Annotated in this window: 20 protein-coding genes; 8 read left to right on the top strand and 12 right to left on the bottom strand. The window is 72.0% G+C overall.

The window, feature by feature from the left end:
- Positions 1-69: 69 nt before the first annotated feature.
- From IO36_RS28890 to coxB, 3 genes are read right to left on the bottom strand one after another with little or no spacing between them, the layout of a single operon-like run.
- On the bottom strand, positions 70-468 hold the full coding sequence (locus IO36_RS28890) for a cytochrome c oxidase subunit 4 (protein ID WP_037624002.1): 399 nt from the start codon (positions 466-468) through the stop codon (positions 70-72).
- Entirely contained in the window at positions 465-2,195 is a 1,731-nt protein-coding gene (gene ctaD / locus IO36_RS28885) for an aa3-type cytochrome oxidase subunit I (protein WP_037624001.1), read from the bottom strand. The genes IO36_RS28890 and ctaD overlap by 4 nt, the downstream gene beginning before the upstream one ends.
- Positions 2,192-3,157, bottom strand: a complete 966-nt coding sequence (coxB, locus tag IO36_RS28880; protein ID WP_037624000.1) for an aa3-type cytochrome oxidase subunit II — start codon at positions 3,155-3,157, stop codon at positions 2,192-2,194. The genes ctaD and coxB overlap by 4 nt, the downstream gene beginning before the upstream one ends.
- Positions 3,158-3,455: 298 nt before the next feature.
- Here coxB and IO36_RS28875 point away from each other — a divergent pair, with 298 nt between their 5' ends.
- A complete protein-coding gene (locus tag IO36_RS28875; protein WP_037623999.1) occupies positions 3,456-4,838 on the top strand; it encodes a cysteine desulfurase/sulfurtransferase TusA family protein in 1,383 nt (460 codons plus the stop codon).
- A 202-nt stretch (positions 4,839-5,040) separates the two neighbouring features.
- Here IO36_RS28875 and IO36_RS28870 read toward each other — a convergent pair whose 3' ends face one another.
- A complete protein-coding gene (locus IO36_RS28870; protein WP_037623997.1) occupies positions 5,041-6,015 on the bottom strand; it encodes a carbohydrate kinase family protein in 975 nt (324 codons plus the stop codon).
- A 133-nt stretch (positions 6,016-6,148) separates the two neighbouring features.
- Here IO36_RS28870 and IO36_RS28865 point away from each other — a divergent pair, with 133 nt between their 5' ends.
- Positions 6,149-6,370 carry a hypothetical protein gene (locus IO36_RS28865; RefSeq protein ID WP_037623996.1) on the top strand — a complete coding sequence of 74 codons (222 nt, stop codon included), beginning with the start codon at positions 6,149-6,151 and terminating at the stop codon, positions 6,368-6,370.
- Between the two features lie 208 nt (positions 6,371-6,578).
- Complete coding sequence (locus IO36_RS28860) at positions 6,579-8,702, top strand: hypothetical protein (RefSeq protein ID WP_051901025.1); 2,124 nt, start codon at positions 6,579-6,581, stop codon at positions 8,700-8,702.
- Between the two features lie 186 nt (positions 8,703-8,888).
- Here IO36_RS28860 and erpA read toward each other — a convergent pair whose 3' ends face one another.
- Positions 8,889-9,245: an iron-sulfur cluster insertion protein ErpA gene (erpA, locus tag IO36_RS28855; RefSeq protein WP_037623995.1), complete on the bottom strand. Its 357-nt coding sequence runs from the start codon at positions 9,243-9,245 to the stop codon at positions 8,889-8,891.
- 337 nt (positions 9,246-9,582) lie between these two features.
- On the opposite strand from erpA, the gene nadA reads away from it, so the two are divergent.
- Positions 9,583-10,767, top strand: coding sequence for a quinolinate synthase NadA (gene nadA / locus IO36_RS28850; RefSeq protein WP_037624053.1), 1,185 nt, complete (start codon positions 9,583-9,585; stop codon positions 10,765-10,767).
- Positions 10,768-10,916: 149 nt separating this feature from the next.
- Here the strand turns inward: nadA and IO36_RS28845 are convergent, their stop codons facing one another.
- From IO36_RS28845 to IO36_RS28825, 5 genes are all read right to left on the bottom strand, one after another.
- A complete protein-coding gene (locus IO36_RS28845; RefSeq protein ID WP_037623994.1) occupies positions 10,917-14,063 on the bottom strand; it encodes an efflux RND transporter permease subunit in 3,147 nt (1,048 codons plus the stop codon).
- Between the two features lie 156 nt (positions 14,064-14,219).
- Positions 14,220-14,897, bottom strand: coding sequence for a response regulator (locus IO36_RS28840; RefSeq protein ID WP_037623993.1), 678 nt, complete (start codon positions 14,895-14,897; stop codon positions 14,220-14,222).
- Positions 14,894-16,189, bottom strand: a complete 1,296-nt coding sequence (locus IO36_RS28835) for a sensor histidine kinase (protein WP_037623992.1) — start codon at positions 16,187-16,189, stop codon at positions 14,894-14,896. Before IO36_RS28835 ends, IO36_RS28840 begins: the two co-directional genes overlap by 4 nt.
- A gap of 323 nt (positions 16,190-16,512) precedes the next feature.
- Positions 16,513-16,791: a PspA-associated protein PspAA gene (gene pspAA / locus IO36_RS28830; protein ID WP_037623991.1), complete on the bottom strand. Its 279-nt coding sequence runs from the start codon at positions 16,789-16,791 to the stop codon at positions 16,513-16,515.
- A 29-nt stretch (positions 16,792-16,820) separates the two neighbouring features.
- Complete coding sequence (locus tag IO36_RS28825; RefSeq protein WP_037624051.1) at positions 16,821-17,618, bottom strand: PspA/IM30 family protein; 798 nt, start codon at positions 17,616-17,618, stop codon at positions 16,821-16,823.
- Positions 17,619-17,863: 245 nt separating this feature from the next.
- Between IO36_RS28825 and IO36_RS28820 the strand changes: the two genes are divergently transcribed.
- Both IO36_RS28820 and IO36_RS28815 read left to right on the top strand, forming a co-directional pair.
- The gene (locus IO36_RS28820) at positions 17,864-18,490 is read left to right on the top strand and encodes a DUF3043 domain-containing protein (protein ID WP_078943494.1); all 627 of its coding nucleotides are present in this window, start codon (positions 17,864-17,866) and stop codon (positions 18,488-18,490) included.
- Between the two features lie 83 nt (positions 18,491-18,573).
- Positions 18,574-19,275, top strand: a complete 702-nt coding sequence (locus IO36_RS28815) for a class I SAM-dependent methyltransferase (protein WP_037623989.1) — start codon at positions 18,574-18,576, stop codon at positions 19,273-19,275.
- 119 nt (positions 19,276-19,394) lie between these two features.
- Here the strand turns inward: IO36_RS28815 and IO36_RS28810 are convergent, their stop codons facing one another.
- Positions 19,395-19,607, bottom strand: a complete 213-nt coding sequence (locus IO36_RS28810) for a hypothetical protein (protein WP_037623988.1) — start codon at positions 19,605-19,607, stop codon at positions 19,395-19,397.
- A 113-nt stretch (positions 19,608-19,720) separates the two neighbouring features.
- Here IO36_RS28810 and IO36_RS28805 point away from each other — a divergent pair, with 113 nt between their 5' ends.
- Complete coding sequence (locus IO36_RS28805; RefSeq protein ID WP_037623987.1) at positions 19,721-20,920, top strand: bifunctional adenosylcobinamide kinase/adenosylcobinamide-phosphate guanylyltransferase; 1,200 nt, start codon at positions 19,721-19,723, stop codon at positions 20,918-20,920.
- 217 nt (positions 20,921-21,137) lie between these two features.
- On the opposite strand, the gene IO36_RS28800 is transcribed toward IO36_RS28805, so the two are convergent.
- A complete protein-coding gene (locus IO36_RS28800) occupies positions 21,138-22,205 on the bottom strand; it encodes a class I SAM-dependent methyltransferase (RefSeq protein WP_037623986.1) in 1,068 nt (355 codons plus the stop codon).
- A gap of 122 nt (positions 22,206-22,327) precedes the next feature.
- Here IO36_RS28800 and cobT point away from each other — a divergent pair, with 122 nt between their 5' ends.
- Positions 22,328-23,488, top strand: coding sequence for a nicotinate-nucleotide--dimethylbenzimidazole phosphoribosyltransferase (cobT, locus tag IO36_RS28795; protein WP_051901024.1), 1,161 nt, complete (start codon positions 22,328-22,330; stop codon positions 23,486-23,488).
- Positions 23,489-23,676: the final 188 nt, after the last annotated feature.

Genomic DNA, 23,676 nt, shown 5'->3' with positions numbered 1-23,676 from the left:
GGGCGTGGCAAACGAGGGAGCCCGGACTCTCCTGACGGAGTGTCCGGGCTCCCGGGTGTTCAGCGCGTGCTACTGGGTGCGGTTCTCACCGTGGTAGTACTCGAAGACCCAGCCCCACAGGCCCAGCATGATCAGCGGTGCCGAGAAGTACAGCAGCCACCAGCCGAAGACGACGCCCATGAAGGCGAGCGCGCCACCGGCGCCGAGCGCGAGCGGCTGCCAGCTGTGCGGGCTGAAGAAGCCCACCTCGCCGGCCTCGTCCGCGACGTCGGCCTCCTTGTTGTCCTGCGCCATGGCGTCGACCCGCCGGGCCGTGAAGGCCAGGTAGTAGCCGATCATCATGCTCAGTCCGAAGCCCATGAAGAGGGCCGTGGTGCCGGCCGGCTCCTTGGACCAGACGCCGTAGACGACACCCATGATGAGGATGAACAGCGCCAGCCAGATGAACATCTTGCCTTGGACCTTCACTTGCCGGCCTCCTTTCCACCAGGAAGGGCCGACGAGCCGTGACCGGCGTTCTCGAGCTGGTCGAGAGCGGCGATCTCGGGGTGGTGCAGGTCGAACGCCGGGGATTCACTGCGGATCCGCGGCAGGGTGAGGAAGTTGTGCCGCGGCGGCGGGCAGGACGTCGCCCATTCGAGCGAACGGCCGTAGCCCCACGGGTCGTCGACCTCGACCTTCTTGCCGTACTTGGCCGTCTTCCAGACGTTGTAGAGGAACGGCAGGATCGACAGGCCGAGCAGGAACGAGCTGATCGTCGAGATCGTGTTCAGCGCGGTGAAGCCGTCGGCCGCGAGGTAGTCCGCGTAACGACGCGGCATGCCCTCGGCACCGAGCCAGTGCTGCACCAGGAACGTGCCGTGGAAGCCCACGAACAGCGTCCAGAAGGTGATCTTGCCGAGACGCTCGTCGAGCATCTTGCCCGTCATCTTCGGCCACCAGAAGTGGAAGCCGGAGAACATCGCGAACACCACGGTGCCGAACACCACGTAGTGGAAGTGCGCCACCACGAAGTAGGAGTCGGAGACGTGGAAGTCCATCGGCGGCGAGGCCAGGATGACGCCGGTCAGACCGCCGAAGGTGAACGTGATGAGGAAGCCGACGGCCCAGAGCATCGGTGTCTCGAAGGACAGCGAGCCCTTCCACATCGTTCCGATCCAGTTGAAGAACTTCACGCCGGTCGGTACGGCGATGAGGAACGTCATGAAGGAGAAGAACGGCAGGAGTACGCCACCGGTCACGTACATGTGGTGCGCCCACACAGTCACGGACAGACCCGCGATCGCGATGGTCGCGCCGATCAGACCCATGTAGCCGAACATCGGCTTGCGCGAGAAGACCGGGATGACCTCGGAGATGATGCCGAAGAACGGCAGCGCGATGATGTACACCTCTGGATGGCCGAAGAACCAGAAGAGGTGTTGCCAGAGCAGGGCTCCGCCGTTTGCCGCGTCGAATACGTGCGCACCGAATTTACGGTCCGCCTCCAGGGCGAACAGCGCCGCCGCGAGGACGGGGAAGGCCAGCAGCACCAGAACCGCGGTGAGCAGCACGTTCCACACGAAGATCGGCATACGGAACATCGTCATGCCCGGAGCGCGCATGCAGATGATCGTGGTGATGAAGTTGACCGCGCCGAGGATGGTGCCGAAGCCGGAGAAGGCCAGACCCATGATCCACATGTCGGCGCCGATGCCCGGCGAGCGGACCGCGTCCGACAGCGGGCTGTAGGCGAACCAGCCGAAGTCGGCCGCACCCTGGGGGGTGAGGAAGCCACCGACCGCGATCGTCGAGCCGAAGAGGTACAGCCAGTAGGCGAACATGTTCAGCCGCGGGAACGCCACGTCGGGCGCGCCGATCTGCAGCGGCATGATCCAGTTCGTGAAACCGGCGAACAGCGGCGTCGCGAACATCAGCAGCATGATCGTGCCGTGCATCGTGAACGCCTGGTTGAACTGCTCGTTCGAGAGGATCTGCAGTCCGGGACGGGCGAGTTCGGCGCGCATCAGCAGCGCCATGACGCCGCCGATCAGGAAGAACGCGAACGAGGTGACGAGGTACAACGTACCGATCGTCTTGTGGTCAGTGGTGGTGAGCCACTTGATCACGACACTGCCGGGCTGCTTGCGCCGCACCGGCAGCTCGTTCTCGTACGAGTCTTCGGCGGCACCCTGGGGTTCGTTGAGGATGCTCACAGGTTGTTCGTCTCCCGGTTCTTCTCGTGGCCCGTCTGCTCAATGCCGGCCGGGACGTAACCGGTCTGTCCCTTGGCCGCGAGCTCCTTGAGGTGGGCCTCGTAGCGCTCGGGGGAGACGACCTTCACGTTGAAGAGCATCCGGGAGTGGTCGACGCCGCACAGCTCGGCGCACTTGCCCAGGAAGGTGCCCTCACGGTTGGGGGTCACCTGGAAGGAGTTCGTGTGCCCCGGGATGACGTCCTGCTTCATGAGGAACGGCACCACCCAGAAGGAGTGGATGACGTCACGCGAAGTGAGGACGAAGCGGACCGTCTTGCCCTTGGGGAGCCAGAGGGTCGGACCGGGGTTGCCCGTCTGCGGGTTCTTCGTGGCGGGCGTGCCGACGTCGTAGACACCGCCGGCGTTCGCCGGGAAGTCCTTCTTGAACCGGTCCGGAATGGCGGCCAGGTTCGGGTCGGTCTTGGCGTTCCCGGCGGAACCGGGGACGTCCTCGATGTAGTTGAAGCCCCAGCTCCACTGGAAGCCGACCACGTTGACCGTGACGTCGGGCTTCGGGCTGAGGCTGAGGAGCTTCGTCTCGTCGCGTGCCGTGAAGTAGAACAGCACGGAGACGATGATGAGCGGGACCACCGTGTACAGCGCCTCGATGGGCATGTTGTACCGGGTCTGCGGAGGGACTTCGACCTTGGTCCGGCTGCGCCGGTGGAAGATGACGCTCCACAGGATCAGGCCCCAGACCAGCACGCCCGTTGCGAGCGCGGCCGCCCACGAGCCCTGCCAGAGGGAGAGGATCCGCGGAGCCTGCTCCGTGACCGGGGTGGGCATACCAAGGCGGGGGAAGTCTTCCCAGTTGTACGAGCAACCAGTGGCTGTCGCCAGGACCAGGCCCGCAGTCATTGCCTGCAGCAGCTTCCGCCGCATCGGGCGCCGCGGCGAGCGGTCGGAGCCGTTGGGACTCACGTAGCGCCTTCCCGAGAGTCTCGCCCGCGCTGTTGGCTGCGGCCTTCTCGCTGGTCGGTCGCCGCCCTGCGTCGGGCAGGGGTTTGGATGTTTATGCGGACCAAACCCTACTGGACGCTATTTGGGGTCGCGCGGGGAGGGTGCCCAACGCGCCGCCCGACTCCCCGAAGGAGTGCCGTTCGGCCGGTGAGACCCTTCGGGAGCACCTGGAATGCCCCGGTCCGGATGGCTTCTGACGCCCTCTTGGGGACCCCCGCGGCGGACCGGCCGCACGGGTCGCGGGACTAGCGTTGGGGGCGTGTCCTACTTCGACGCCGCGTCCGCGGCACCGCTGCATCCCGTCGCCCGGCAGGCCCTGCAGGCCTCGTTCGACGAGGGGTGGGCCGATCCCGCCCGTCTCTACCGTGAGGGAAGGAGGGCCCGGCTGCTCCTCGACGCGGCGCGCGAGGCGGCCGCCGAGGCGGTGGGCTGCCGTCCCGACGAACTGGCCTTCACCCCCTCCGGAACCCGGGCGGTGCACGCCGGTGTCGGGGGCGCCCTGGCGGGCCGGCGGCGCGTCGGAGACCACCTGATCGTGTCAGCCGTCGAACACTCTTCGGTGCTCCATTCGGCAGACCTCCACGAGGCGTCGGGTGGATCCGTGACCCGTGTTCAGGTGGACCGCACCGGCCGGGTGTCCGCTTCGTCCTGGGCCGACGCCCTCGGTCCCGGCACCGCGCTGGCCTGCCTCCAGTCCGCCAACCACGAGGTGGGCACGGAGCAGCCGGTGGCCGAGGTGGCACGGGTGTGCCGGGAGGCGGGAGTGCCGCTGCTGGTGGACGCCGCCCAGTCGCTGGGCTGGGGGCGGGTCGAGGGCGACTGGTCCCTGCTGACGGCGAGTGCCCACAAATGGGGCGGACCCTCGGGTGTCGGACTGCTCGTCGTACGCAAGGGTGTCCGGTTCGCGCCCCAAGGGCCCGCGGACGAGCGGGAGTCGGGGCGGGCGGCCGGGTTCGAGAACATCCCGGCGATCGTCGCCGCGGCGGCCTCGCTGCGGGCCGTCCACGCGGAGGCGGCGGCCGAGGCGGCCCGGCTGCGCGGGCTGACGGAGCGGATCCGCGCGCGGGTGCCCGCGCTGGTGCCGGACGTCGAGGTGGTCGGCGACGCGGACCGCCGGCTCCCGGGGATCGTCACCTTCTCCTGTCTCTATGTCGACGGGGAGACCCTGCTGCACGAACTGGACCGGGCGGGCTTCTCGGTCTCCTCCGGCTCGTCGTGCACGAGCAGCACCCTGACCCCGAGCCATGTCCTGAAGGCCATGGGCGTCCTGAGCGAGGGCAACGTGCGGGTGTCGCTGCCGCCGGGCACCGCGGCGGAGGACGTCGACCGCTTCCTGTCGGTCCTGCCCGGCGTGGTCTCCGGGGTGCGCGAGAAGCTGGGGGCGCCGACCGCGGTGACGAAGGTGCCCGCGTCCGTCGACACGCTGGTGGTCGACGCCCTGGGCCGGCGGTGCCCGATCCCGGTCATCGAACTGGCCAAGGTCATCGGGGACGTGCCCCTCGGCGGCACGGTCCGGGTCCTGTCCGACGACGAGGCGGCCCGCCTCGACATCCCCGCCTGGTGCGAGATGCGGGGCCAGGAGTACATGGGCGAGGAGGAGGCGGAGCACGGCTCGGCCTACGTCGTCCGCCGGCTGTCGTAGCGCCGGGCGCGGAGGCCGGGTCCCGCCTCGGCCGGGACGGCCGGCGCACCTGGGCCGGGTGCGGAGACCGGGCCCTGCCTCGGCGGGGACGGCCGGCCCGCCCGGGCCGAGGCGGGACGCACGCCCGCCGGGACGAGCAGGGCCCGCCCCCGTCGTACGGGGGCGGGCCCTGCTGCGGTCCGGTGTACCGGCCGTACCGGGTCTAGGCGAGGTGCGCCCGGACCTCGGTGGCGGCGTCGTCGCCGTACGCCTTGGTGAAGCGGTCCATGAAGTGGGCGCGGCTCAGCTGGTACTCCTGGGTGCCGACCGTCTCGATCACCAGGGTGGCGAGCATGCAGCCGACCTGGGCGGCGCGCTCCAGGCCGACGCCCCAGGCCAGACCGGAGAGGAAGCCGGCGCGGAACGCGTCACCGACGCCCGTCGGGTCCGCCTTGAGCTGCTCCTCGGCGCAGCCGACCTCGATCGGGTCGTGGCCGACGCGCTCGATGCGGACACCGCGCGAGCCGAGGGTGGTGACCCGGTGGCCGACCTTGGCCAGGATCTCCTCGTCGCTCCAGCCCGTCTTGGACTCGATGAGCCCCTTCTCGTACTCGTTCGAGAAGAGGTACGTCGCGCCGTCCAGCAGGACGCGGATCTCGTCGCCGTTCATGCGCGCGATCTGCTGCGAGAAGTCGGCGGCGAACGGGATGCCGCGCGAACGGCACTCCTCGGTGTGGCGGAGCATCCCCTCGGGGTCGTCCGCTCCGATCAGGACCAGGTCGAGACCGCCGACCCGGTCCGCGACGGCCTTGAGCTCGATGAGGCGGGCCTCGCTCATCGCGCCGGTATAGAAGGAGCCGATCTGGTTGTGGTCGGCGTCCGTGGTGCACACGAAGCGCGCGGTGTGCAGCACCTCGGAGATACGCACGGAGGCGGTGTCGACACCGTGCCGGTCCAGCCAGGCGCGGTACTCGTCGAAGTCCGAGCCGGCCGCTCCGACCAGGATCGGACGGGTACCGAGCTGGCCCATACCGAACGCGATGTTCGCGCCGACCCCTCCCCGGCGGACATCGAGGTTGTCGACCAGGAAGGAGAGGGAGACCGTGTGCAGCTGATCGGCGACCAATTGGTCGGCGAATCGGCCGGGGAAGGTCATGAGGTGGTCGGTGGCGATGGAGCCGGTGACTGCGATACGCACGGCTAGGACACGCTCCTGCGAGGGGAGGGGATTGACAGTTAACGCTACCGGGTCCGCACGCGACCCCTGAAGGGCCAAAACTACCCGATAGTAGATCTTTCTTCGTGACGGCAACGGTGCATACGGTTCCGGTATGACGAACCTCAAGGTCCACGACACCGCTCCGCTCGGCCCGGTCAGCGACCTGGAAGGCGATCTGGCGTCGCTGCGCGGCGACTGCGCCCGGATGGCCGGTCACTGGGCGGCCCCCGCCCCGGCCGTTCCCCTCCATGTGTCCCCCTCCCTCATCCACGGGGTGACCGTGCCTCCCGCCTCGGCGCGACTCCTCGACGCGATGTCCGAATACGGCGACTGACCGGCGGTCTCCGGGCGGTGCCGCCGTACGGGTGAGAGCCCCGGCGGCGCCGAACGGGTGAAAAGGAGTGCGCCCGCAGGGAACCGTGCGCTCCCCCGCCGCGTCCCATCGCTGTCCCCCGTACCGGGGATGCGCGCTACGACCCAGGAGTGCCCGTCGTCGACAGGGCCGGGTCATGGGACAGCAGTGGAGCCGAAGGAGCGATGCGGTGAGCACCGAGCGACCCGACAACGACGCGACCGATCCCGCCGCGGGTCACGCCCGGGGTCCCGCCGACGGCACCGCCGAGGACGCCGTCACGGGTTCCCCCGGGGAGACCACCGCCGGTAGCGCGGTGACCGCAGCCCCCGGTGAGGACTCCGGCAAGGACCGGGACGAGCGCCCCGCCGGGAAGGCCGTCACGGGTTCCCCCGAGGGGGCCGTCACGGATTCCGCCGGGCAGCCCGTCACGCCGGATGCCGAGGACGGCGCCCCTGCCGGCGCTGCCGAGGACAGCCCCGCGAGCGCTGCGCAGGCCGACCCCGCGAACGCTGCTGCGGGCGGCCCCACGAGCCCTGCCGCGGACACGGAAGAGGGCGGCCCCGAGGGCACTGACGAGAACACGGCCGAGGACAGCCCCGCGAGCCCCGCCGAGAACACGGCCCAGGACACCGCCGGGGAGGACCCCGGGAAGGACACGGTGGCTGCGGGCTCCAGCGCCCCGTCCGGACAGGACCGGGGCGAGGACACCCCCGGGGACGTGCCCCCGGGACGCGCCGAGGGGTCCCGGGACGAGGAGCCCGACCGTTCCTCCCCCGCAGGGTCCGTGGCGGACGAGGTCGTCGTGCCCGTCGAGGGTGCCGGGGCCCATGAGGGGCGCCGGCGGCGCACGCCGGCGGCCGTCGCCTCGGTCGTCGCCGCCGTGCTGCTCGTCGGAGGCGGCGGCGCGTACCTCACCGCGACGGCGTCCGGCGGCGGCCGGTCCGGTACGGCCGGCTCCGACGCCACTCCCCCGCCGCTGGCCCTCGACGGCTACACCACGGCCACCGGGGCGACGGGCGGCAACGCCGGCATCGCCCCGGGCGAGCCCGACCCCTACGGCTCGACCTACCGCGCGAGCGGGGCGCTGCCCGCGGGACCGGGTTCGGCGCATGTGCGCTGGGCCGAGGGCAAGGTGACCCGCGCCGAGGTGGCCCGGCTCGCGAAGGCCCTCGGGCTGGCCGGCGCGCCCCGGCTCACCGGGGACGCCTGGACGGTCGGCGCCGTCAAGGACGGGAACGAGCCGAACCTGCGGGTCACCGCCGACGCGCCGGGGACCTGGACCTTCGCCTCCGCCCTGCCGGGCGGCGACAACTGCGTCAAGGTCACGACGTGCTCGCCGGGCGACCCCGGCTCCGCCGCCGGTTCCGCGTCGGACCCGGTGAGCGAGGCGACGGCGAGGAAGGCGGCCGCGCCCGTGCTGAAGGCGCTCGGCCAGGACGGCGCGAAGCTGGACACCGGTCAGCTGATGGGCCAGGTGCGGGTGGTGAACGCCGATCCGGTGCTGGGCGGACTGCCCACGTACGGGTGGACGACGGGCCTGCGGATCGGCTCGTCCGGTCATGTCGTCGGCGGCAGCGGCCAGTTGAAGGCACCGGTGGAGGGCGACGCGTACCCGGTCGTCAGTGCGCGCAAGACGCTGGACCTGATGAACGGTTCGGCTCCGGCGACGGACGGCCGGCGCATGGGCATCGGCGGCTGCGCCAGCCCTGTACCGCTGAAGGACCGGGACGAGATGCCGTGCGAGCACCCCTCCCCGGCGAAGCCGCAGGCGACGACGGTCGAGAAGGCCACCTTCGGGCTGGCGGCGCAGCGCGCCAACGGGCGCCAGGCGCTGGTGCCGTCCTGGCTGTTCGAGGTGCGGTCGCCGGGCGCGCAGGACACGTACACCGTGACGCACACGGCGGTCGACCCGGCGTTCCTGGCCTCCCCGCAGTCACCGGCGCCGCCGAGCGCGGAGCCGACGCTGCCGGTGCCGTCCGGACAGCCGTCCTCGCCGGCCGCCCGGCACGGCGTCGCCGTCCAGGGCTACACGGCCGACGGCAGGGAGCTGAAGGTCGACTTCACCGGCGGTGTGTGCGCCGACTACACCGTCTCGGCGCACGAGACCTCCGACAAGGTGACCGTCACCGTCACGGAGAAGCCCTGGAAGAACAAGGTCTGCATCATGATCGCCAAGATCTACGAGCGGACCGTGCGGCTGGACGCGCCGCTCGACGGCCGTGAGGTCGTGGGCAGCGACGGCAAGGCGATCCACCACGGGCGCTTCGGTATCCCCGAGACCTCCGCCGCGACACCGGCGGAGCCCCGCTAGCGCGGACCGGCCGGCCCCCGACGAGGCCGGCCCCGGAAGGTACCGGCCCCGGACACGCGAAAGCGGCGTCCCCCTGGTGAGGGGGACGCCGCCTTCGTCCGTACCGGCGTGTGCGTGCGTGTCCGGTGCCGGGCACGCGCGGGCTGCCCCCGGGCCGGGCATCGGCCGGACCCGGACGCGTCCCGTTTAGCTGAAGGAGTCGCCGCAGGCGCAGGAGCCCGTCGCGTTCGGGTTGTCGATCGTGAAGCCCTGCTTCTCGATGGTGTCGACGAAGTCGATCGAGGCGCCGCCCAGGTACGGGGCGCTCATGCGGTCGGTGACGACCTTCACACCGTCGAAGTCCTTGACGACGTCGCCGTCGAGCGAGCGCTCGTCGAAGAAGAGCTGGTACCGCAGGCCGGAGCAGCCGCCGGGCTGAACGGCGACGCGCAGCGCCAGGTCCTCGCGGCCTTCCTGGTCGAGCAGGGCCTTGACCTTGGCGGCGGCGGCGTCGGACAGGATGATGCCGTCGTTCACGGTGGTGGTCTCGTCCGATACGGACATCTGCTTCTCTCCCGGGTTGTACGGAGACTGCTTGCCGCAGGTTGCAACCGGCGGGGCCGCGGATTCATTCCGGGCCGAGCTCATGTCTTACTGCCTTCTCTCTTCATGCTCGCACACACGCCCGTGCGCGAACACCGCCCTGTGGACAACCCCACGTCCACCTCGGTGTCACCCGCCGGAGAGGCGACCGGGATTCACGTCACATGGACGCTATGGCCATCGTCAACGTGACGTGAAGCGGTTATGATAGATAGCGTCAAAGAGACGAAAAGGCATCGTACCGCCGGACCGCTCCCCTGAGAGCCCGGCGACCCGCAGAACAGAAAGGGTGCGTGTCGTGACCACCGCCCAGACCCAGGAGCTCGACGTACAGCCGACGCCCCTCGCCCTGCTGCTGCTCGGCCGCCAGGCCGACCCGAAGAGCGAGCGGGGCGTCGAGTGCCCCGGCGACCTGCCCTCGCCGTCCGACCCGGACCTGGTCGAGCGCGCGCGGGCGGCCAAGGAGAAGCTCGGCGACAAGGTCTTCGTGCTCGGCCACCACTACCAGCGCGACGAGGTCATCCAGTTCGCTGACGTCACGGGTGACTCGTTCAAGCTGGCCCGTGACGCGGCGGCCCGCCCGGAGGCCGAGTACATCGTCTTCTGCGGTGTGCACTTCATGGCCGAGTCCGCCGACATCCTCACCGGCGACGCCCAGAAGGTCGTCCTGCCGGACCTCGCCGCGGGCTGCTCGATGGCCGACATGGCCACCGCCGAGCAGGTCGCCGAGTGCTGGGACGTCCTGACCGAGGCCGGCATCGCCGAGCAGGTCGTGCCCGTCTCGTACATGAACTCGTCCGCGGACATCAAGGCGTTCACGGGCAGGCACGGCGGCACGATCTGCACCTCCTCCAACGCCCAGCGCGCCCTGGAGTGGGCCTTCGAGCAGGGCTCGCAGGTGCTGTTCCTGCCCGACCAGCACCTCGGCCGCAACACCGCCGTCCGCGACATGGGCATGTCCCTGGACGACTGCGTGGTCTACAACCCGCACAAGCCGAACGGCGGGCTGACCGCCGAGGAGCTGCGCGGCGCGAAGATGATCCTGTGGCGCGGCCACTGCTCGGTGCACGGCCGCTTCAGCGTGGACTCGGTGAACGACGTGCGCGAGCGCATCCCGGGCGTCAACGTCCTGGTGCACCCCGAGTGCAAGCACGAGGTCGTCGCGGCGGCGGACTACGTCGGTTCCACGGAGTACATCATCAAGGCCCTGGAGGCCGCCCCGGCCGGCTCCAAGTGGGCCATCGGCACGGAGCTGAACCTCGTGCGGCGGCTGGCGAACCGGTTCGCGCCCGAGGGCAAGGAGATCGTCTTCCTCGACAAGACGGTCTGCTTCTGCTCGACGATGAACCGCATCGACCTGCCCCACCTGGTGTGGACCCTGGAGTCCCTCGCCGAGGGCACCCTCGTCAACCGCATCGAGGTCGACAAGGAGACGGAGAAGTTCGCGAAGCTGGCGCTGGAGCGGATGCTGGCACTGCCGTAACCGCGACGCCGTCGAAGCGCGACATCGAAGAGGCGCCCCTCGTGACCGGGGGGCGCCTCTTCGTCGTACGTCGGCCGGCCCGGACGGAAAGCGGCGGCCCCCGCCCCGGCGCGTGAACGCCGGGGCGGGGGCCGCTTCCTGGAACCGGATCAGACTCCGGCCGGCTCCGGGGACTTGTCCGCGTCGCCCACGGGGCTCTCGCCGGAACCGGCGGAGCCGGCCCCGTCCTTCGCCGCCCGCTTCGCCGCCTTCTTCTTCGCGCGGCGCTCCTTGCGCAGTTCCAGCATCGCGTAGAGCGTCGGGACGAGCAGCAGCGTCAGCAGCGTCGAGGAGATGAGACCGCCGATCACGACGACCGCGAGCGGCTGCGCGATGAAGCCGCCCTCGCCGGTGACGCCGAGCGCCATCGGCAGCAGCGCGAAGATCGTCGCCAGCGCCGTCATCAGGATCGGGCGGAGCCGGTGCCGGCCGCCCTCGATCACGGCCTCGACCACGCCGTGGCCCTGCGCCCGGTACTGGTTGACGAGGTCGATCAGCACGATCGCGTTCGTCACGACGATGCCGATGAGCATCAGCATGCCGATCATCGCCGGGACGCCCATCGGGGTGCCGGTGACGACGAGCAGGCCGATGGCGCCGGTCGCCGCGAACGGGATCGACACCAGCAGGATCAGCGGCTGGACCAGCGAACGGAACGTCGCCACCAGCAGCATGAAGACGATCGCGATCGCCGCGAGCATCGCCAGGCCCAGGTTCTTGAACGCGTCGTCCTGGTCGGAGGAGACACCGCCGATCGACGCCGTGGCGCCGGCGGGCAGCTTCAGCTTGTCGAGCTTGGCCGTGAGGTCCGCGCTGACCGCGCCGGTGTTGTCGCCGGCCGGCTTGGCGGTGATCGTGGCGGCCCGCTGGCCGTCGATGCGGGTCATCGAGACCGGTCCGTCGACCAGCTCCACGTCCGCGATGTCACCCAGCTTCACCGCGCCGAGGCGCAGCGCGCGCAGCTCCGCGATCGTGCCGACGGGCTTCGCGGACTTGATGACCACGTCACGCTCGGCGTCGTCCAGGACCGCCTTGCCGGTGGTCGTGCCGCGGACGGCCTGGGTGACGGCCGCGCCGAGGGTCGCGTCGTTGAAACCGGCCGCCGCCGCCTTGGAGTTGGCGCGCACCGAGATGCGGGGCACGCTCTGGGAGAGGTCGCTGCTGACGTCGGTGACGTCGTCGAGCTTCGCGACCTCGCTCCGGACCTGGTCGGCCGCCTTGCGCAGCACGTCCGCGTCCGCCGCCTTCACCACGACCTTGAGGTCCTGGCTGCCGAAGGCGTCGCCGGCCGCGACCGTGGTGGTGCCGAGACCGGAGAGCTCGCCGAGCCCCTTCTCGATGCGCTTCTTGACGTCCTTGGCGGACGCGGAGTCCTCCAGCATGACCTGGTACGACGCCTGGTTGGTGTCGGTGCCGCCGCCGAAGGCCGCCATGAAGCCGGAGGAGCCGATGGTGACCTGGTAGTCCTTGACGCCCTTGACGCCGGCGAGGAGCTTCTCGACCTTCTTCGCCTGCGCGTCGGTCGCGGCCAGGCTGGTGCCCGGCTTCAACGCCTGCTTGACGGTGAGGACTTCCTGCTCGCCCTGGTCGAAGAAGTTCGTCTTCAGCAGGGGCGCCATGCCGAACGTGCCGACGAGGACCACGGCCGCGATCAGCAGGCTGGTGAGCCGGCGACGGGTCGCGAAGCGCAGGACGGGGACGTAGAAGCGCTGCAGACGGCTGCGCTCCTCCTTCTCCTCGGCCTTGCGGCGGGCCTCCTCGGCGTCGGCCGGGGTGCCCTTGGGGGCGCGCAGGAACCAGAACGAGAGGACGGGGACGACCGTCAGCGAGACGAGCAGGGACGCGAGGAGCGCCGCCGTGACCGTCAGGCTGAAGGAGCCGAAGAGCTCGCCGACCATGCCGCCGGTGAGCCCGATCGGCAGGAAGACGGCGACGGTGGTGAGCGTCGAGGAGGTGACCGCACCGGCCACCTCGCGGACCGCGGTGAGGATCGCCTCCTGGCGCTCCTCGCCGTATCCGAGGTGCCGCTTGATGTTCTCCAGGACGACGATCGAGTCGTCGACGACCCGGCCGATCGCGATGGTGAGCGCGCCCAGCGTCAGCATGTTGAGCGACAGGTCGCGGGTCCACAGCACGATCAGTGCCAGCACCACGGACAGCGGGATGGAGACCGCGGTGACCAGCGTCGAGCGGACCGAGGCGAGGAAGAGCAGGATGACCAGGACCGCGAAGAGCAGACCGAGGGCGCCCTCGGTGGTCAGTCCGTGGATGGACTTGGAGACCGCCGGGCCCTGGTCGCTGACGACGGTGATCGCCGCCCCCTTGCCCAGGTCGGCGCGCAGGCCGGGCAGCTTGTCCTTGACCGCGTCGGAGATGGCGACGGCGCTGCCGTCGTGGGCCATGGTGACGGTCACGGCGAGGCTCGGGCGGCCGTCGGTGCGCGTGATGGAGTCGGCCGCGGCCTGCGTCTGCGCGACGGTGGCGACGCTCGCGAGGCGCACCGGCTTCTTGCCGGGCGCTCCGGTGACCATCAGGTCCTGGATCTGGCGCAGCGAGGTGAAGCCGCCGCCGACCCGTACGGTGCGGTTGCTGCCGTCCTCGTCGAAGGAACCGGCGGGGACGGTCGCGCCGCCCGCCTGGAGCGCCTGGCCGAGGGCGGCCGTGGTGAGGCCGGCCTTGGCGAGCTTCTTGTCGTCGGGGGTGACGGCGACCTGGAGGTCCCGCACACCGGCGACGTCGACCCGGCCGACGCCGTCGATGCCCTCGAGGGCGGGGACGACGGTGCGGTCGAGCCGGTCGGCGAGCGCCTGCTGGTCCTGGCCGGAGGTGACGGCGAGGACGACGGTCGGCATGTCGTCGGTGGAACCAGCGATGACCTGCGGGTCGACCGAGTCGGGCAGCTGGGCGCGGGCGCGGTTGACGGCCTGCTGGACGTCGGCGACGAGCTGCTTGGTGTCGTTGCCGTAGTCGAAGGACGCCATGATCACGGCGTTGCCCTCGCTGGCGGTGGAGGTGACACCGGTGATGCCGTCGACGGCCTGGAGGCTGTTCTCGACGGGCTCGACGACCTGCTTCTCGACCACATCGGGAGAGGCGCCCTGGTACGGCGCGAGCACCGACACCACGGGCAGTTCGATCGTGGGCAGCAGCTGCTGCTTGAGCTGGGGGATCGCTATCGCCCCGAAGACGAGCGCGATGATCGACATCAGCCCTATGAGGGCCCGCTGCGCGAGGCTGAATCTGGACAGCCAGGACATGGGTGGTGGGTCTCTCTTCCGTGGTTCGAGCGGAACGCGGGGGACGGGGGATTCCCCCACGCCACACCCTGGACCATGGACGGGCGACGATCCGTAGCCCCTGGGTCCATTTCCTTACCCGGAACCTACTCCAGGCGCAGTACGCACAGCCGGCGCTCAGTCCACCCTCGGGCGGACCAGTCCCGACTCGTAGGCGATGACCACCAGCTGGGCCCGGTCACGGGCGCCGAGTTTGGCCATGGCCCGGTTGACGTGCGTCTTCACCGTGAGCGGACTCACTTCGAGGCGCTCGGCGATCTCGTCGTTGGAGAGTCCGGCCGCGACCTGGACGAGCACCTCGCGCTCGCGCCCGGTGAGCGCGTCGAGCCGCGGGGAGCGGGTGGCTCCGGCCTCGTCGTCGTCGCCCCGGGCGAGGAAGCGGGCGATGAGGCCCTTGGTCGCCGCCGGGGACAGCAGGGCCTCGCCGCCGGCGGCGATCCGGATGGCGTTCAGCAGTTCCTCGGGCTCGGCGCCCTTGCCGAGGAACCCGGAGGCGCCGGCGCGCAGCGACTGCACCACGTACTCGTCGACCTCGAAGGTCGTCAGCATCACGACCCGTACGTGGGCGAGGCCCGGGTCGGTGGTGATCATCCGAGTGGCGGCGAGGCCGTCGGTGCCGGGCATCCTGATGTCCATCAGGACGACGTCGGCCCGCTCGTCCCGGGTCACCGCCACCGCCTCGGCGCCGTCGGACGCCTCGCCCACGACCTCCATGTCGGGCTCCGAGTCGACGAGCACGCGAAAGGCGCTGCGCAGCAGGGCCTGGTCGTCGGCGAGCACGACGCGGATCGTCATACGGGGTCCCCCAGGGCGGGTGTGTGGTTCTTGACCGGAAGGATCGCATGGACGCGGAACCCGCCTCCGTAGCGGGGACCGGCCGTGCAGCTCCCGCCGATCGCGGTGACGCGCTCGCGCATGCCGAGCAGTCCGTGGCCGCCGCCGCCCTCGTCGGCCCCGTCGTCCTGCGCGCCACGGTGGCCGGGTCCCGCTCCGTCGTCCTGCCCCGGGCCGCCGTCCGGTCCCGGTCCTTCGCCGTCCCGGGGGCCGTTGTCGAGGACGGTCACCTCCACCACCGGCCCGACCCGGACGACGCTGACCTCGGCCTTCGCCCCCGCGCCGGCGTGCTTGCGCACATTGGTCAGGGCCTCCTGGATCACCCGGTACGCGGCGAGGTCGGCGGCCGCGGGCAGCACCGTGCCGGCGTCGGAGCGGGCCACCTCGACGGGAAGGCCCGCGTTGCGGAAGGTGTCCGCGAGCTCGTCCAGCCGGGCCAGTCCCGGGGCGGGCTCGGTCGGTGCCTCGGGGTCGCCGGACTGGCGCAGCAGGCCGACGGTGGCGCGCAGCTCGTTCAGCGCGGACCGGCTGGCCTCCCGTACGTGGGCGAGGGCCTCCTTGGCCTGGTCGGGGCGCTTGTCCATCACATGGGCGGCGACCCCGGCCTGCACGTTGACGAGGGCGATGTGGTGGGCGACGACGTCGTGCAGATCGCGGGCGATCCGCAGCCGCTCCTCGGCGACGCGGCGGCGGGCCTCCTCCTCGCGGGTGCGCTCGGCCCGCAGCGCGCGTTCCTTGATCGCGCTCACGAAGGCGCGCCGGCTGCGGACGGCGTCACCGGCCGCGGCGGCCATGCCGGTCCAGGCGAAGATGCCGAGGTTCTCCTGGGTGTACCAGGGCAGCGGTCCGGCGAGCATGGCGACGGCGGTGAGGAGGGTCATGGTCAGCAGGCCGACGCGCCAGGTCGTGGGGCGGTCGGTGGCCGAGGCCACGGTGTAGAGGGCGACGACGGCGGACATGGCCACCGGGGCGCGCGGGTCGGCGGTCGCCAGTTCCACCAGGGAGAGGCCGACGGTCGCCGCGAGGACGGTCATCGGGGCGCGGCGGCGGAAGACCAGGGCCGCGGCGGCGAGGACCATCAGGGCGAGGCTGAGCGTCTCCGGGGTGCGGGCGCTCCAGGTGGTCCCGTCGGCGCCGTGCGATTCGACGAAGGAGCCGGCCACCATGGCGACGAGGACGCCGGCGGCGAGGGCGGCGTCCAGGGCGAGGCGGTGGTCCCGCAGCCAGTCCCTCATGCGCTCCAGGGTGCTCATCCGGTCCACGGTACGGGGCCCTGCCGGGCTTGTGACCGGGCGGTACGCGACGACTGCGCGCGGGGCGGTCTCCCGGGGGCCGGAGGTGGCCGGGGGTAACGGTGTCCTCGGCCCGCCCACGCACGGGAAGAAAGGGGTTGCTCCGAGCCGCGCCCTTTTTCGTACGGGGTGGGGGCGGTACGCCCGGACCCCGGCCCTCGTCCCGTCCCGGCATTCCGGAGTGCGGGGCCTGGTGCGCGGGGTCCTCAGTGGCGGGCTTCAGCCCGGGACCGGGCCCTGGGCGGACAGCTTCGGCCCGGGATCAGTCCCTGGGCGGAGCGGGATCAGCCGGGGATCAGGCCCTCGTCGCTGAGCATCGCCCGGACCTCGTCCAGGGTGGCGTCCGCGGACGGGAGGATGAGCTCCGACGGTTCCAGGGAGTCGTCGGGGAGCGGGGTCCCGGCGTCGCGCACCGCGTCCAGGAGTGCGCCCAGAGTGCGGCGGAAGCCCGGCTCGTCCCCCCGCTCCATCTCGGCGAGCAGTTCGTCGTCCAGCTTGTTCAGGGTGGTGAGCCGGCCGTCGTCCAGTCTCACCTGTCCCTCCCCCATGATCCGTACGATCATGTCGCCTCCTCAGGCCTGGGCCCGCCCGGTCACTGCTTGTCGAAGCGCGGAGTGTCCTGCGGCTGCGACGACGGCCGGTCCTGGCCCGTGCCGCCCTCGATCGCCTGCTTCTGCGACGAGGAGCCGCCGGCCAGCTCGGCCTTCATGCGCTGCAGCTCCAGCTCCACGTCCGAGCCGCCGGAGATCCGGTCCAGCTCGCTCTGGATGTCGTCCTTCGCCAGCCCGGACTGGTCGTCGAGGGCGCCGGAGGCGAGCAGCTCGTCGATCGCGCCGGCCCGCGCCTGGAGCTGCGCGGTCTTGTCCTCGGCACGCTGGATGGCGAGCCCGACGTCGCCCATCTCCTCGGAGATGCCGGAGAAGGCCTCGCCGATCCGGGTCTGCGCCTGGGCCGCCGTGTACGTGGCCTTGATCGTCTCCTTCTTCGTGCGGAAGGCGTCGACCTTGGCCTGCAGACGCTGGGCGGCGAGGGTCAGCTTCTCCTCCTCGCCCTGCAGGGTCTGGTGCTGCGTCTCCAGGTCCGTGACCTGCTGCTGGAGCGCGGCACGGCGCGACAGCGCCTCACGGGCGAGGTCCTCGCGGCCGAGCGCGAGGGCCTTGCGGCCCTGGTCCTCCAGCTTGGAGGACTGGTTCTGGAGCTGGTTCAGCTGCAGTTCGAGTCGCTTGCGGCTGGTCGCCACGTCGGCGACACCACGCCGGACCTTCTGCAGCAGCTCCAGCTGCTTCTGGTAGGAGTAATCGAGGGTCTCGCGCGGGTCCTCGGCCCGGTCAAGGGCCTTGTTCGCCTTCGCGCGGAAGATCATCCCCATACGCTTCATGACACCGCTCATGGGCTTCGCGCGCCCCCTTCTGACGGACTCCAGCTCCAGGTACTGCAACAGGACCCACAGTACGGGCCCCACATCCATTACCGCACTGTTCGGGGACGGATGCGCTCATCCCCAAGGACGACTGCGCCCGCCACCGCTCCGGCGTGAGGAGTAGGTGACACCCGGGGTACACCCCTGAGCGACTCCCCCTCTGTCCAGCACAGACGCACGGTGTTGCCGGATCGTTCCCCACTCGATCGACGTCCATGCCCGCCCACCACGTACCCTTGGGTTTTGTGTTCCGAAGCCGTGCGAAGGAAGAGAAGGCCCCCGCCGACAAGGCGCCGGTGACCGACTCCAAAGTGACCCGTGACCCCCAGGCCCCCAAGGGCCGCCCCACGCCGAAGCGCAGTGAGGCCCAGACCCAGCGCCGCAGCGTCGCCCAGACGCCGACGACGCGCAAGGAGGCCGCCAAGCGCCAGCGCGACGACCGCCGGACGGCGATGGAGCGCCAGCGCCAGGCGCTGGCCAGCGGGGACGAGCGTTATCTGCCCGCGCGTGACAAGGGCAAGGTGCGCCGGTTCGCGCGCGACTACGTGGACTCGCGGTTCTGCGTCGCCGAGCTCTTCCTGCCGCTCGCCGTGATCATCCTCATGCTGAGCGTGGTGCCGTCCGCGATCCTCAAGAACGTGGCGCTGCTGCTCTGGCTGGTCATCATCGTGATGATCGTCGTCGACATGGTCGTCATCGCGATCCGTCTGCGGAAGCAGCTCACCACGCGCTTCCCGGACGAGAACACCAAGGGCGCGGTCCGCTACGCCCTGATGCGCACCCTCCAGATGCGTCGCCTCCGGCTGCCGAAGCCGCAGGTCAAGCGCGGAGAGCGGCCCTGAGCACCACGTCGTTCTCCGGGGGCGCGGCGGATGCCTGGCTGAGCAGGCTGGGCGGGCTGCGGGATGTCGTACGTCAGGAACTGGTGGCCCGGCAGCTCGACGAGCAGATAACCGGGCGGTATCCGGTGGGTCAGCGCCTGCGGGTGCTCGACGTCGGGGCGGGCCAGGGCACCCAGGCCCTGCGGCTCGCCCGCGCCGGTCATCAGGTGACCGCGCTCGAGCGGGACGCCACGATGATGGCCGTGGCCCGGGAGGCGCTGGCCGCCGAGCCCGAGGGCATCCGCGGCCGGGTGCGCCTCGTCGAGGGCGACGGCCACGAGACCGGTGTGCACTTCCTGCCGGGCAGTTTCGACGTGGTGCTGTGCCACGGCGTGCTGATGTACGTCGAGGAGCCGGACGCCCTGCTGGCCGGGGTGGCACGGATGCTGGCCCCGGGCGGGCTGCTGTCGCTGCTGGTGCGCAACGCCGACGCGCTGGCCATGCGGCCCGGGATCGGCGGTGACTGGGCGACGGCGCTGGCCTCGTTCGACACGACCGCCTACACCAACCGGCTCGGCCTCGACGTGCGCGCCGACCGGCTGGCCACGCTGACCGCCACCCTCGCCGGGATCGGCGCCCCGCTGCACGCCTGGTACGGAGTGCGCGTCTTCACGGACACGGCGGCCGACGGCGCTGCGCTGCCGGCGGACGCGGAGACGCTGCTGGCCGCGGAGGAGCGGGCCGGACGGACCGACCCCTACCGCCAGGTGGCGGCCCTGCTGCACCTGTGCGGCGTACGGGGCTGAACACTCCCGCCGTCCCGGTGGCCCGGCCATCGGGCGGCCCGGTACCGATGTCGCCCGCACGAGTGGCCGTGCGGGCGGCGACGGGTTGCCGGGGCGGTTCCCCGGCAACCCCTGCCGGCCTACTCCGCGTCGGCGTGCAGGCTCATCGGACCGTAGATCTGCGTGCTGTCCTCGAAGAGGAACACCTGGTCCGCGCCGCCCGCGAGAAGGTCCTTCCACACCTCGCCGATCCAGGACTCGGCGTCGCCCTGGGTGGTGAACTCCTCGGGCTCCACCGCGGGTTGGACCTCTGTCCCGTCGGACTTCTCGAACCGCCACGTCCATGCCGCCATGTACGCCTCCAAGGTGTGAGCACACTGCACAGCGGAAGCCGGACAAGATCCGTCTCCCGTCCGAAGCCTAGCCGGACGCGCAAGACGTCCGGGGACACGGAAAAATCGGCGTCGTGGAACTGACTCTGCTCGGCACCGGTGCCCCCGCGGGCCTGCCCCGCCCCGACTGTCCCTGCGCCGCCTGCGCGAGCGCGCTCGGCGGGGAGGCGCGGGCGGCCACCGCGCTGCTCGTCGACGGCACCCTGCTGCTCGACCTCACCCCGGGCGCCGCGTTCGCCGCGGCCCGCGCCGGGCACTCGCTGGGTGGCGTGCGCCAGGTGCTGCTCTCCCATCCGCACGACGGACCCGCCGTGGAGGTGCCGGCCGGGCTGCCGGGGCCCGGCCGGGTGCCCGACGGACGGGAGTTGGCACTGCTGACGGGGCACAGGGTGCGGGCGGTGCCGATGGACGCCCCCGGCACCGGGTACGCGGTGACCGGTCCGTCCGGGCAGCGGCTGCTGTACCTGCCGCCGGGCGCGGCGCCGGCGGGCCTCGACGAGAACGGCGGCGCGTACCACATGGTCCTCCTGGACGTGGTCGGACGGCCCGACGCGCTGGCACGGCTGCGCGCGGCCGGTGCGGTCGACCCCACGACGGACGTGATCGCCGTGCACCTGGACCACGACGTGCACCCGGGGCAGGAGCTGCGCAGGCGGCTCGCCGCGGCGGGCGCGCGGGCGGTGCCGGACGGGACGACGCTCGACGTGGGGGTCTACGAGGAGGTTCCCGACGTGCCGCGCCGGACGCTGGTGCTCGGCGGGGCGCGCTCGGGCAAGTCGGTGGAGGCGGAACGGCGGATGGAGGCCTTCCCGGACGTGCTGTACGTCGCCACGGGAGGGACCCGCGGCGGGGACACGGAATGGGCGCGGCGGGTCAGTGCCCACCGTGAGCGGCGGCCCGGCTCCTGGCGGACCGTCGAGACCTGCGACCTGGTCCCGCTGCTGGCCGACGAGGGCCCGGCGCTGCTCGTGGACTGTCTGTCGCTGTGGCTGACGGACGCCATGGACGAGGTGAACGCCTGGGACGACGCCGAGTGGTCCGGGGGCGGCGAACGTGCCCTGCGCGCCCGGGTGGAGGAACTCGTCGCCGCGGTCCGCGCCACCCGCCGCACGCTCGTCGCCGTCTCCAACGAGGTGGGCTCGGGCATCGTGCCCGCCACCGCCTCCGGACGCCGCTACCGCGACGAACTCGGCCGTCTGAACGCGGCGTTCGCCGCCGAGTGCGAACACGTCCTGCTGGTGGTGGCGGGCCAGTCCCTGACCTTGCGGGGCTGAGCCCGGGCCGCCCCGCCGGTCACGCCGGACCACGGGGTGCGGCCCCGGGCGGCACGCCTCGAGCCGCGGGATGCCGGCCGCCGGCGCCGGCCACGGACTATGAGCCGCAGGCTGCGCGCCGCCACGGCCCGCACGCGGGTGCGGGGTGCGCGGTGCGGGCTCGCACGCGGGTGCGGGGTGCGGTGCCGCGTACGGTCGGGGTGGTTGGAGGGTGGAGTCAGGGTTCCTTGCGGGCGATCACTCGGTAGGCGTTCGAGAAGCGGGTGCGGCGGAGCAGCGGGGCCAGCAGGCGCTCCGCGCCGGCCGTGGAGGCCAGCAGGGGGGCCGCCGCCCGGCCGAGGGCCCGGCGCGCGGTGCGCTGGAGGGGAGTCGGCGGTGCCGGGCGCCAGGGGGCGTCGGGGCCGGGGAGGGCGCGGCCGAGCGCCAGGGCGAGGGCCCCGGAGAGGTCGTGGGGGACGTGCGGGGCGCGCCGGTCCGTCGCGACGACCACGCAGCCGAGGGCTTCCAGCTCGCCGAGCAGATTGGGCAGCGGCACGAGGTGCAGGTGATGCGGCTGGCCGTACGCCGGCCACCACTTGCCGAGCAGCGCGCCGAACGCGCAGTCGGGGTCGGGCACTTCGACCAGCAGGTGCCCGCCCGGCCGCAGCACCGCGAGCGCGGCCCGCAGCTCCTCGCGGGGTTCGGGGCTGTGCTCCAGGTGGTGGAACATGCTGACGACGTCGTAGCGGGCCCGCAGCCGCGTCGCGACCGGCCCGTCGGTGAGCCGCCCGACGTGCGCCTCCTCCACCCGGCCCGCCGCCCGCGCCCGCTCCACGCGCCGGGTCGGGTCGAGACCGTCGAAGGACGTGTACGGGTGGACCTCCTTGGCCGCCGCGGGGAAGCAACCGAGCCCGGTGCCGACGTCCAGCCAGCTCTCCGGTTCCCCGAAGGGCAGCATCGCGCGGGCCGCCGAGCGGTGGTGCCCGGCTCCGCCGCGGGCGGCGAGCAGCCGTTCGGCGAGTCCGTCGGGGACGCCCTCGCGCGGGTCCCGCTGGTGGAAGGCCAGCCCCTCGGGGGTGAGCCGGGGGTTCTGGAAGGCGTGCGCGCAGTCGCCGCACTCGTCGACGACGAACGTCCCCGGTCTGCGCCGGCGCAGGTCCGGTGTGCGCAGCCGGGTGCGCAGGCGTGTCGAACCGCACCAGGGGCAGTCGTCGCGGCGCGGTTCGTGGAACCGGTCGGTGCCCCGGGCGAGTTCGGCCGCGTAGGCGGCACGGCGTTCGGCGGTCGGCGGCGGGGTGGGGGGCATGGACGCTCCTGTCGGGGACGAGCCGTACGACAATCCGATACAAAAGGTACGTAGGTGAAGGGGATCAGGAGTGGAGCGACGTGGCGCGGACGCGTTCGATCCGTGCCGGTACTGTTCGGCGAATGAGCTCGCTTAATCTCGACGACTTCACCGATCTGATCGAGCGTCCCGACGGAGGCGTGCGCCGCGACGCCGAGGCGCACCGGGAGCGCCGGATCGTGCCGCCCGGCTCGCTGGGCCGCCTCGACGACCTGGGTGAATGGCTGGCGGCCGCGCAGTCCGCGGTGCCGGTCCGGCCGATCGAGCACCCCCGTGCCGTCCTGTTCGCGGGCGACCACGGGATCGCCGCCCTCGGGGTGTCGGCACGTCCCGCGGGCGGGGCTGGCCGGCTGGTGCGGGCGGTCCTGGAGGGCGCGAGCCCCGCGTCGGTGCTGGCCCGGGGACTCGGCGTGCCGGTGCGCGTGGTCGACCTGTCGCTGGAGGCCGATCCGGCGGGGCTGCCCGAGGACGTCGTACGGCACCGGGTCCGCGCGGGATCGGGGCGGATCGACGTCGAGGACGCGATGACGCTCGAGGAGGCGGAGGCCGCGTTCCGGACCGGCATGACCCTCGCCGACGAGGAGGCGGACTCCGGTACGGATCTGGTGGTGCTCGGCGACATCAGCGTGGGCGGCACCACGGCGGCGGCCGTCCTCGTCGCGGCGCTGTGCGGAACCGACGCGTCCGTCGTGACCGGGCGGGGCGGCCAGGCCATCGACGACCTGGCGTGGATGCGCAAGTGCGCCGCGGTGCGGGACGCCCTGCGGCGGGCCCGGCCCGTGCTCGGGGACCAGTTGCAGCTGCTCGCGACGGTGGGCGGCGCCGATCTGGCGGCGATGACCGGCTTCCTGCTGCAGAGCGCGGTGCGGAAGATGCCGGTGATCCTCGATGGGGTCGTGTCGGCCGCGTGCGCGCTGGTCGGGCAGCGGGTCGCCTTCCGGGCGCCGGACTGGTGGCTGGCGGGGCAGCGGAGCGGGGAGCCGGCGCAGGCCAAGGCGCTGGACCGGATGGCTCTCGAACCGCTGCTCGACCATGGGGTGACCGTGGGAGAGGGTGCGGGCGCGCTGCTGGCGTTGCTGTTGGTGCGGGCTGCGGCGAGTCTTGCGGCGGAGTTGCCGGAGGCGCCCGCCCCGGAGCCGGAGGAGGTGGCGGCGGAGGCCGCCAAGTCCGAGGCCGACGCCGAGCCCGGGTCCGAGGCCGACGCCGAGTCCCAGGCCGACGCCGAACCCGGCGCCGAGGCGTAGCCCCCGGGGGCAGGTTGTCCGGTCGGCCCGTGCTCGGGGCGGCCGGACACAGGCTTTCTTCGCCCCCTCCGCCCCTACCCGACCCGTAACCGGGGGCGCCGCCCCCGGACCCCCGCTCCTCAAACGCCAGAGGGGCTGAACTTCCCTGGCCGGGGCTGAGAGGCTGACACTTTCCCCGGCCAGGCTGG

Origin of the sequence: Streptomyces aureus (assembly GCF_000725495.1) — a bacterium.
In the GTDB taxonomy this organism is placed as follows: Bacteria; Actinomycetota; Actinomycetes; order Streptomycetales; family Streptomycetaceae; genus Streptomyces; species Streptomyces aureus_B.
Note: the sequence above shows the minus strand (reverse complement) of the source record. Positions and strands in the feature narration are given on the sequence as shown.

Excerpts from the sequence above, each read along its gene's own strand:
- pspAA (WP_037623991.1), bottom strand. The coding sequence starts at position 16,791 with ATGATCGTACGGATCATGGGGGAGGGACAGGTGAGACTGGACGACGGC.
- IO36_RS28825 (WP_037624051.1), bottom strand. The coding sequence starts at position 17,618 with ATGAGCGGTGTCATGAAGCGTATGGGGATGATCTTCCGCGCGAAGGCG.
- IO36_RS28820 (WP_078943494.1), top strand. The coding sequence starts at position 17,864 with ATGCCCGCCCACCACGTACCCTTGGGTTTTGTGTTCCGAAGCCGTGCG.
- cobT (WP_051901024.1), top strand. The coding sequence starts at position 22,328 with ATGAGCTCGCTTAATCTCGACGACTTCACCGATCTGATCGAGCGTCCC.
- IO36_RS28835 (WP_037623992.1), bottom strand. The coding sequence starts at position 16,189 with ATGAGCACCCTGGAGCGCATGAGGGACTGGCTGCGGGACCACCGCCTC.
- IO36_RS28800 (WP_037623986.1), bottom strand. The coding sequence starts at position 22,205 with ATGCCCCCCACCCCGCCGCCGACCGCCGAACGCCGTGCCGCCTACGCG.
- IO36_RS28840 (WP_037623993.1), bottom strand. The coding sequence starts at position 14,897 with ATGACGATCCGCGTCGTGCTCGCCGACGACCAGGCCCTGCTGCGCAGC.
- IO36_RS28810 (WP_037623988.1), bottom strand. The coding sequence starts at position 19,607 with ATGGCGGCATGGACGTGGCGGTTCGAGAAGTCCGACGGGACAGAGGTC.
- IO36_RS28845 (WP_037623994.1), bottom strand. The coding sequence starts at position 14,063 with ATGTCCTGGCTGTCCAGATTCAGCCTCGCGCAGCGGGCCCTCATAGGG.
- IO36_RS28865 (WP_037623996.1), top strand. The coding sequence starts at position 6,149 with ATGACGAACCTCAAGGTCCACGACACCGCTCCGCTCGGCCCGGTCAGC.
- erpA (WP_037623995.1), bottom strand. The coding sequence starts at position 9,245 with ATGTCCGTATCGGACGAGACCACCACCGTGAACGACGGCATCATCCTG.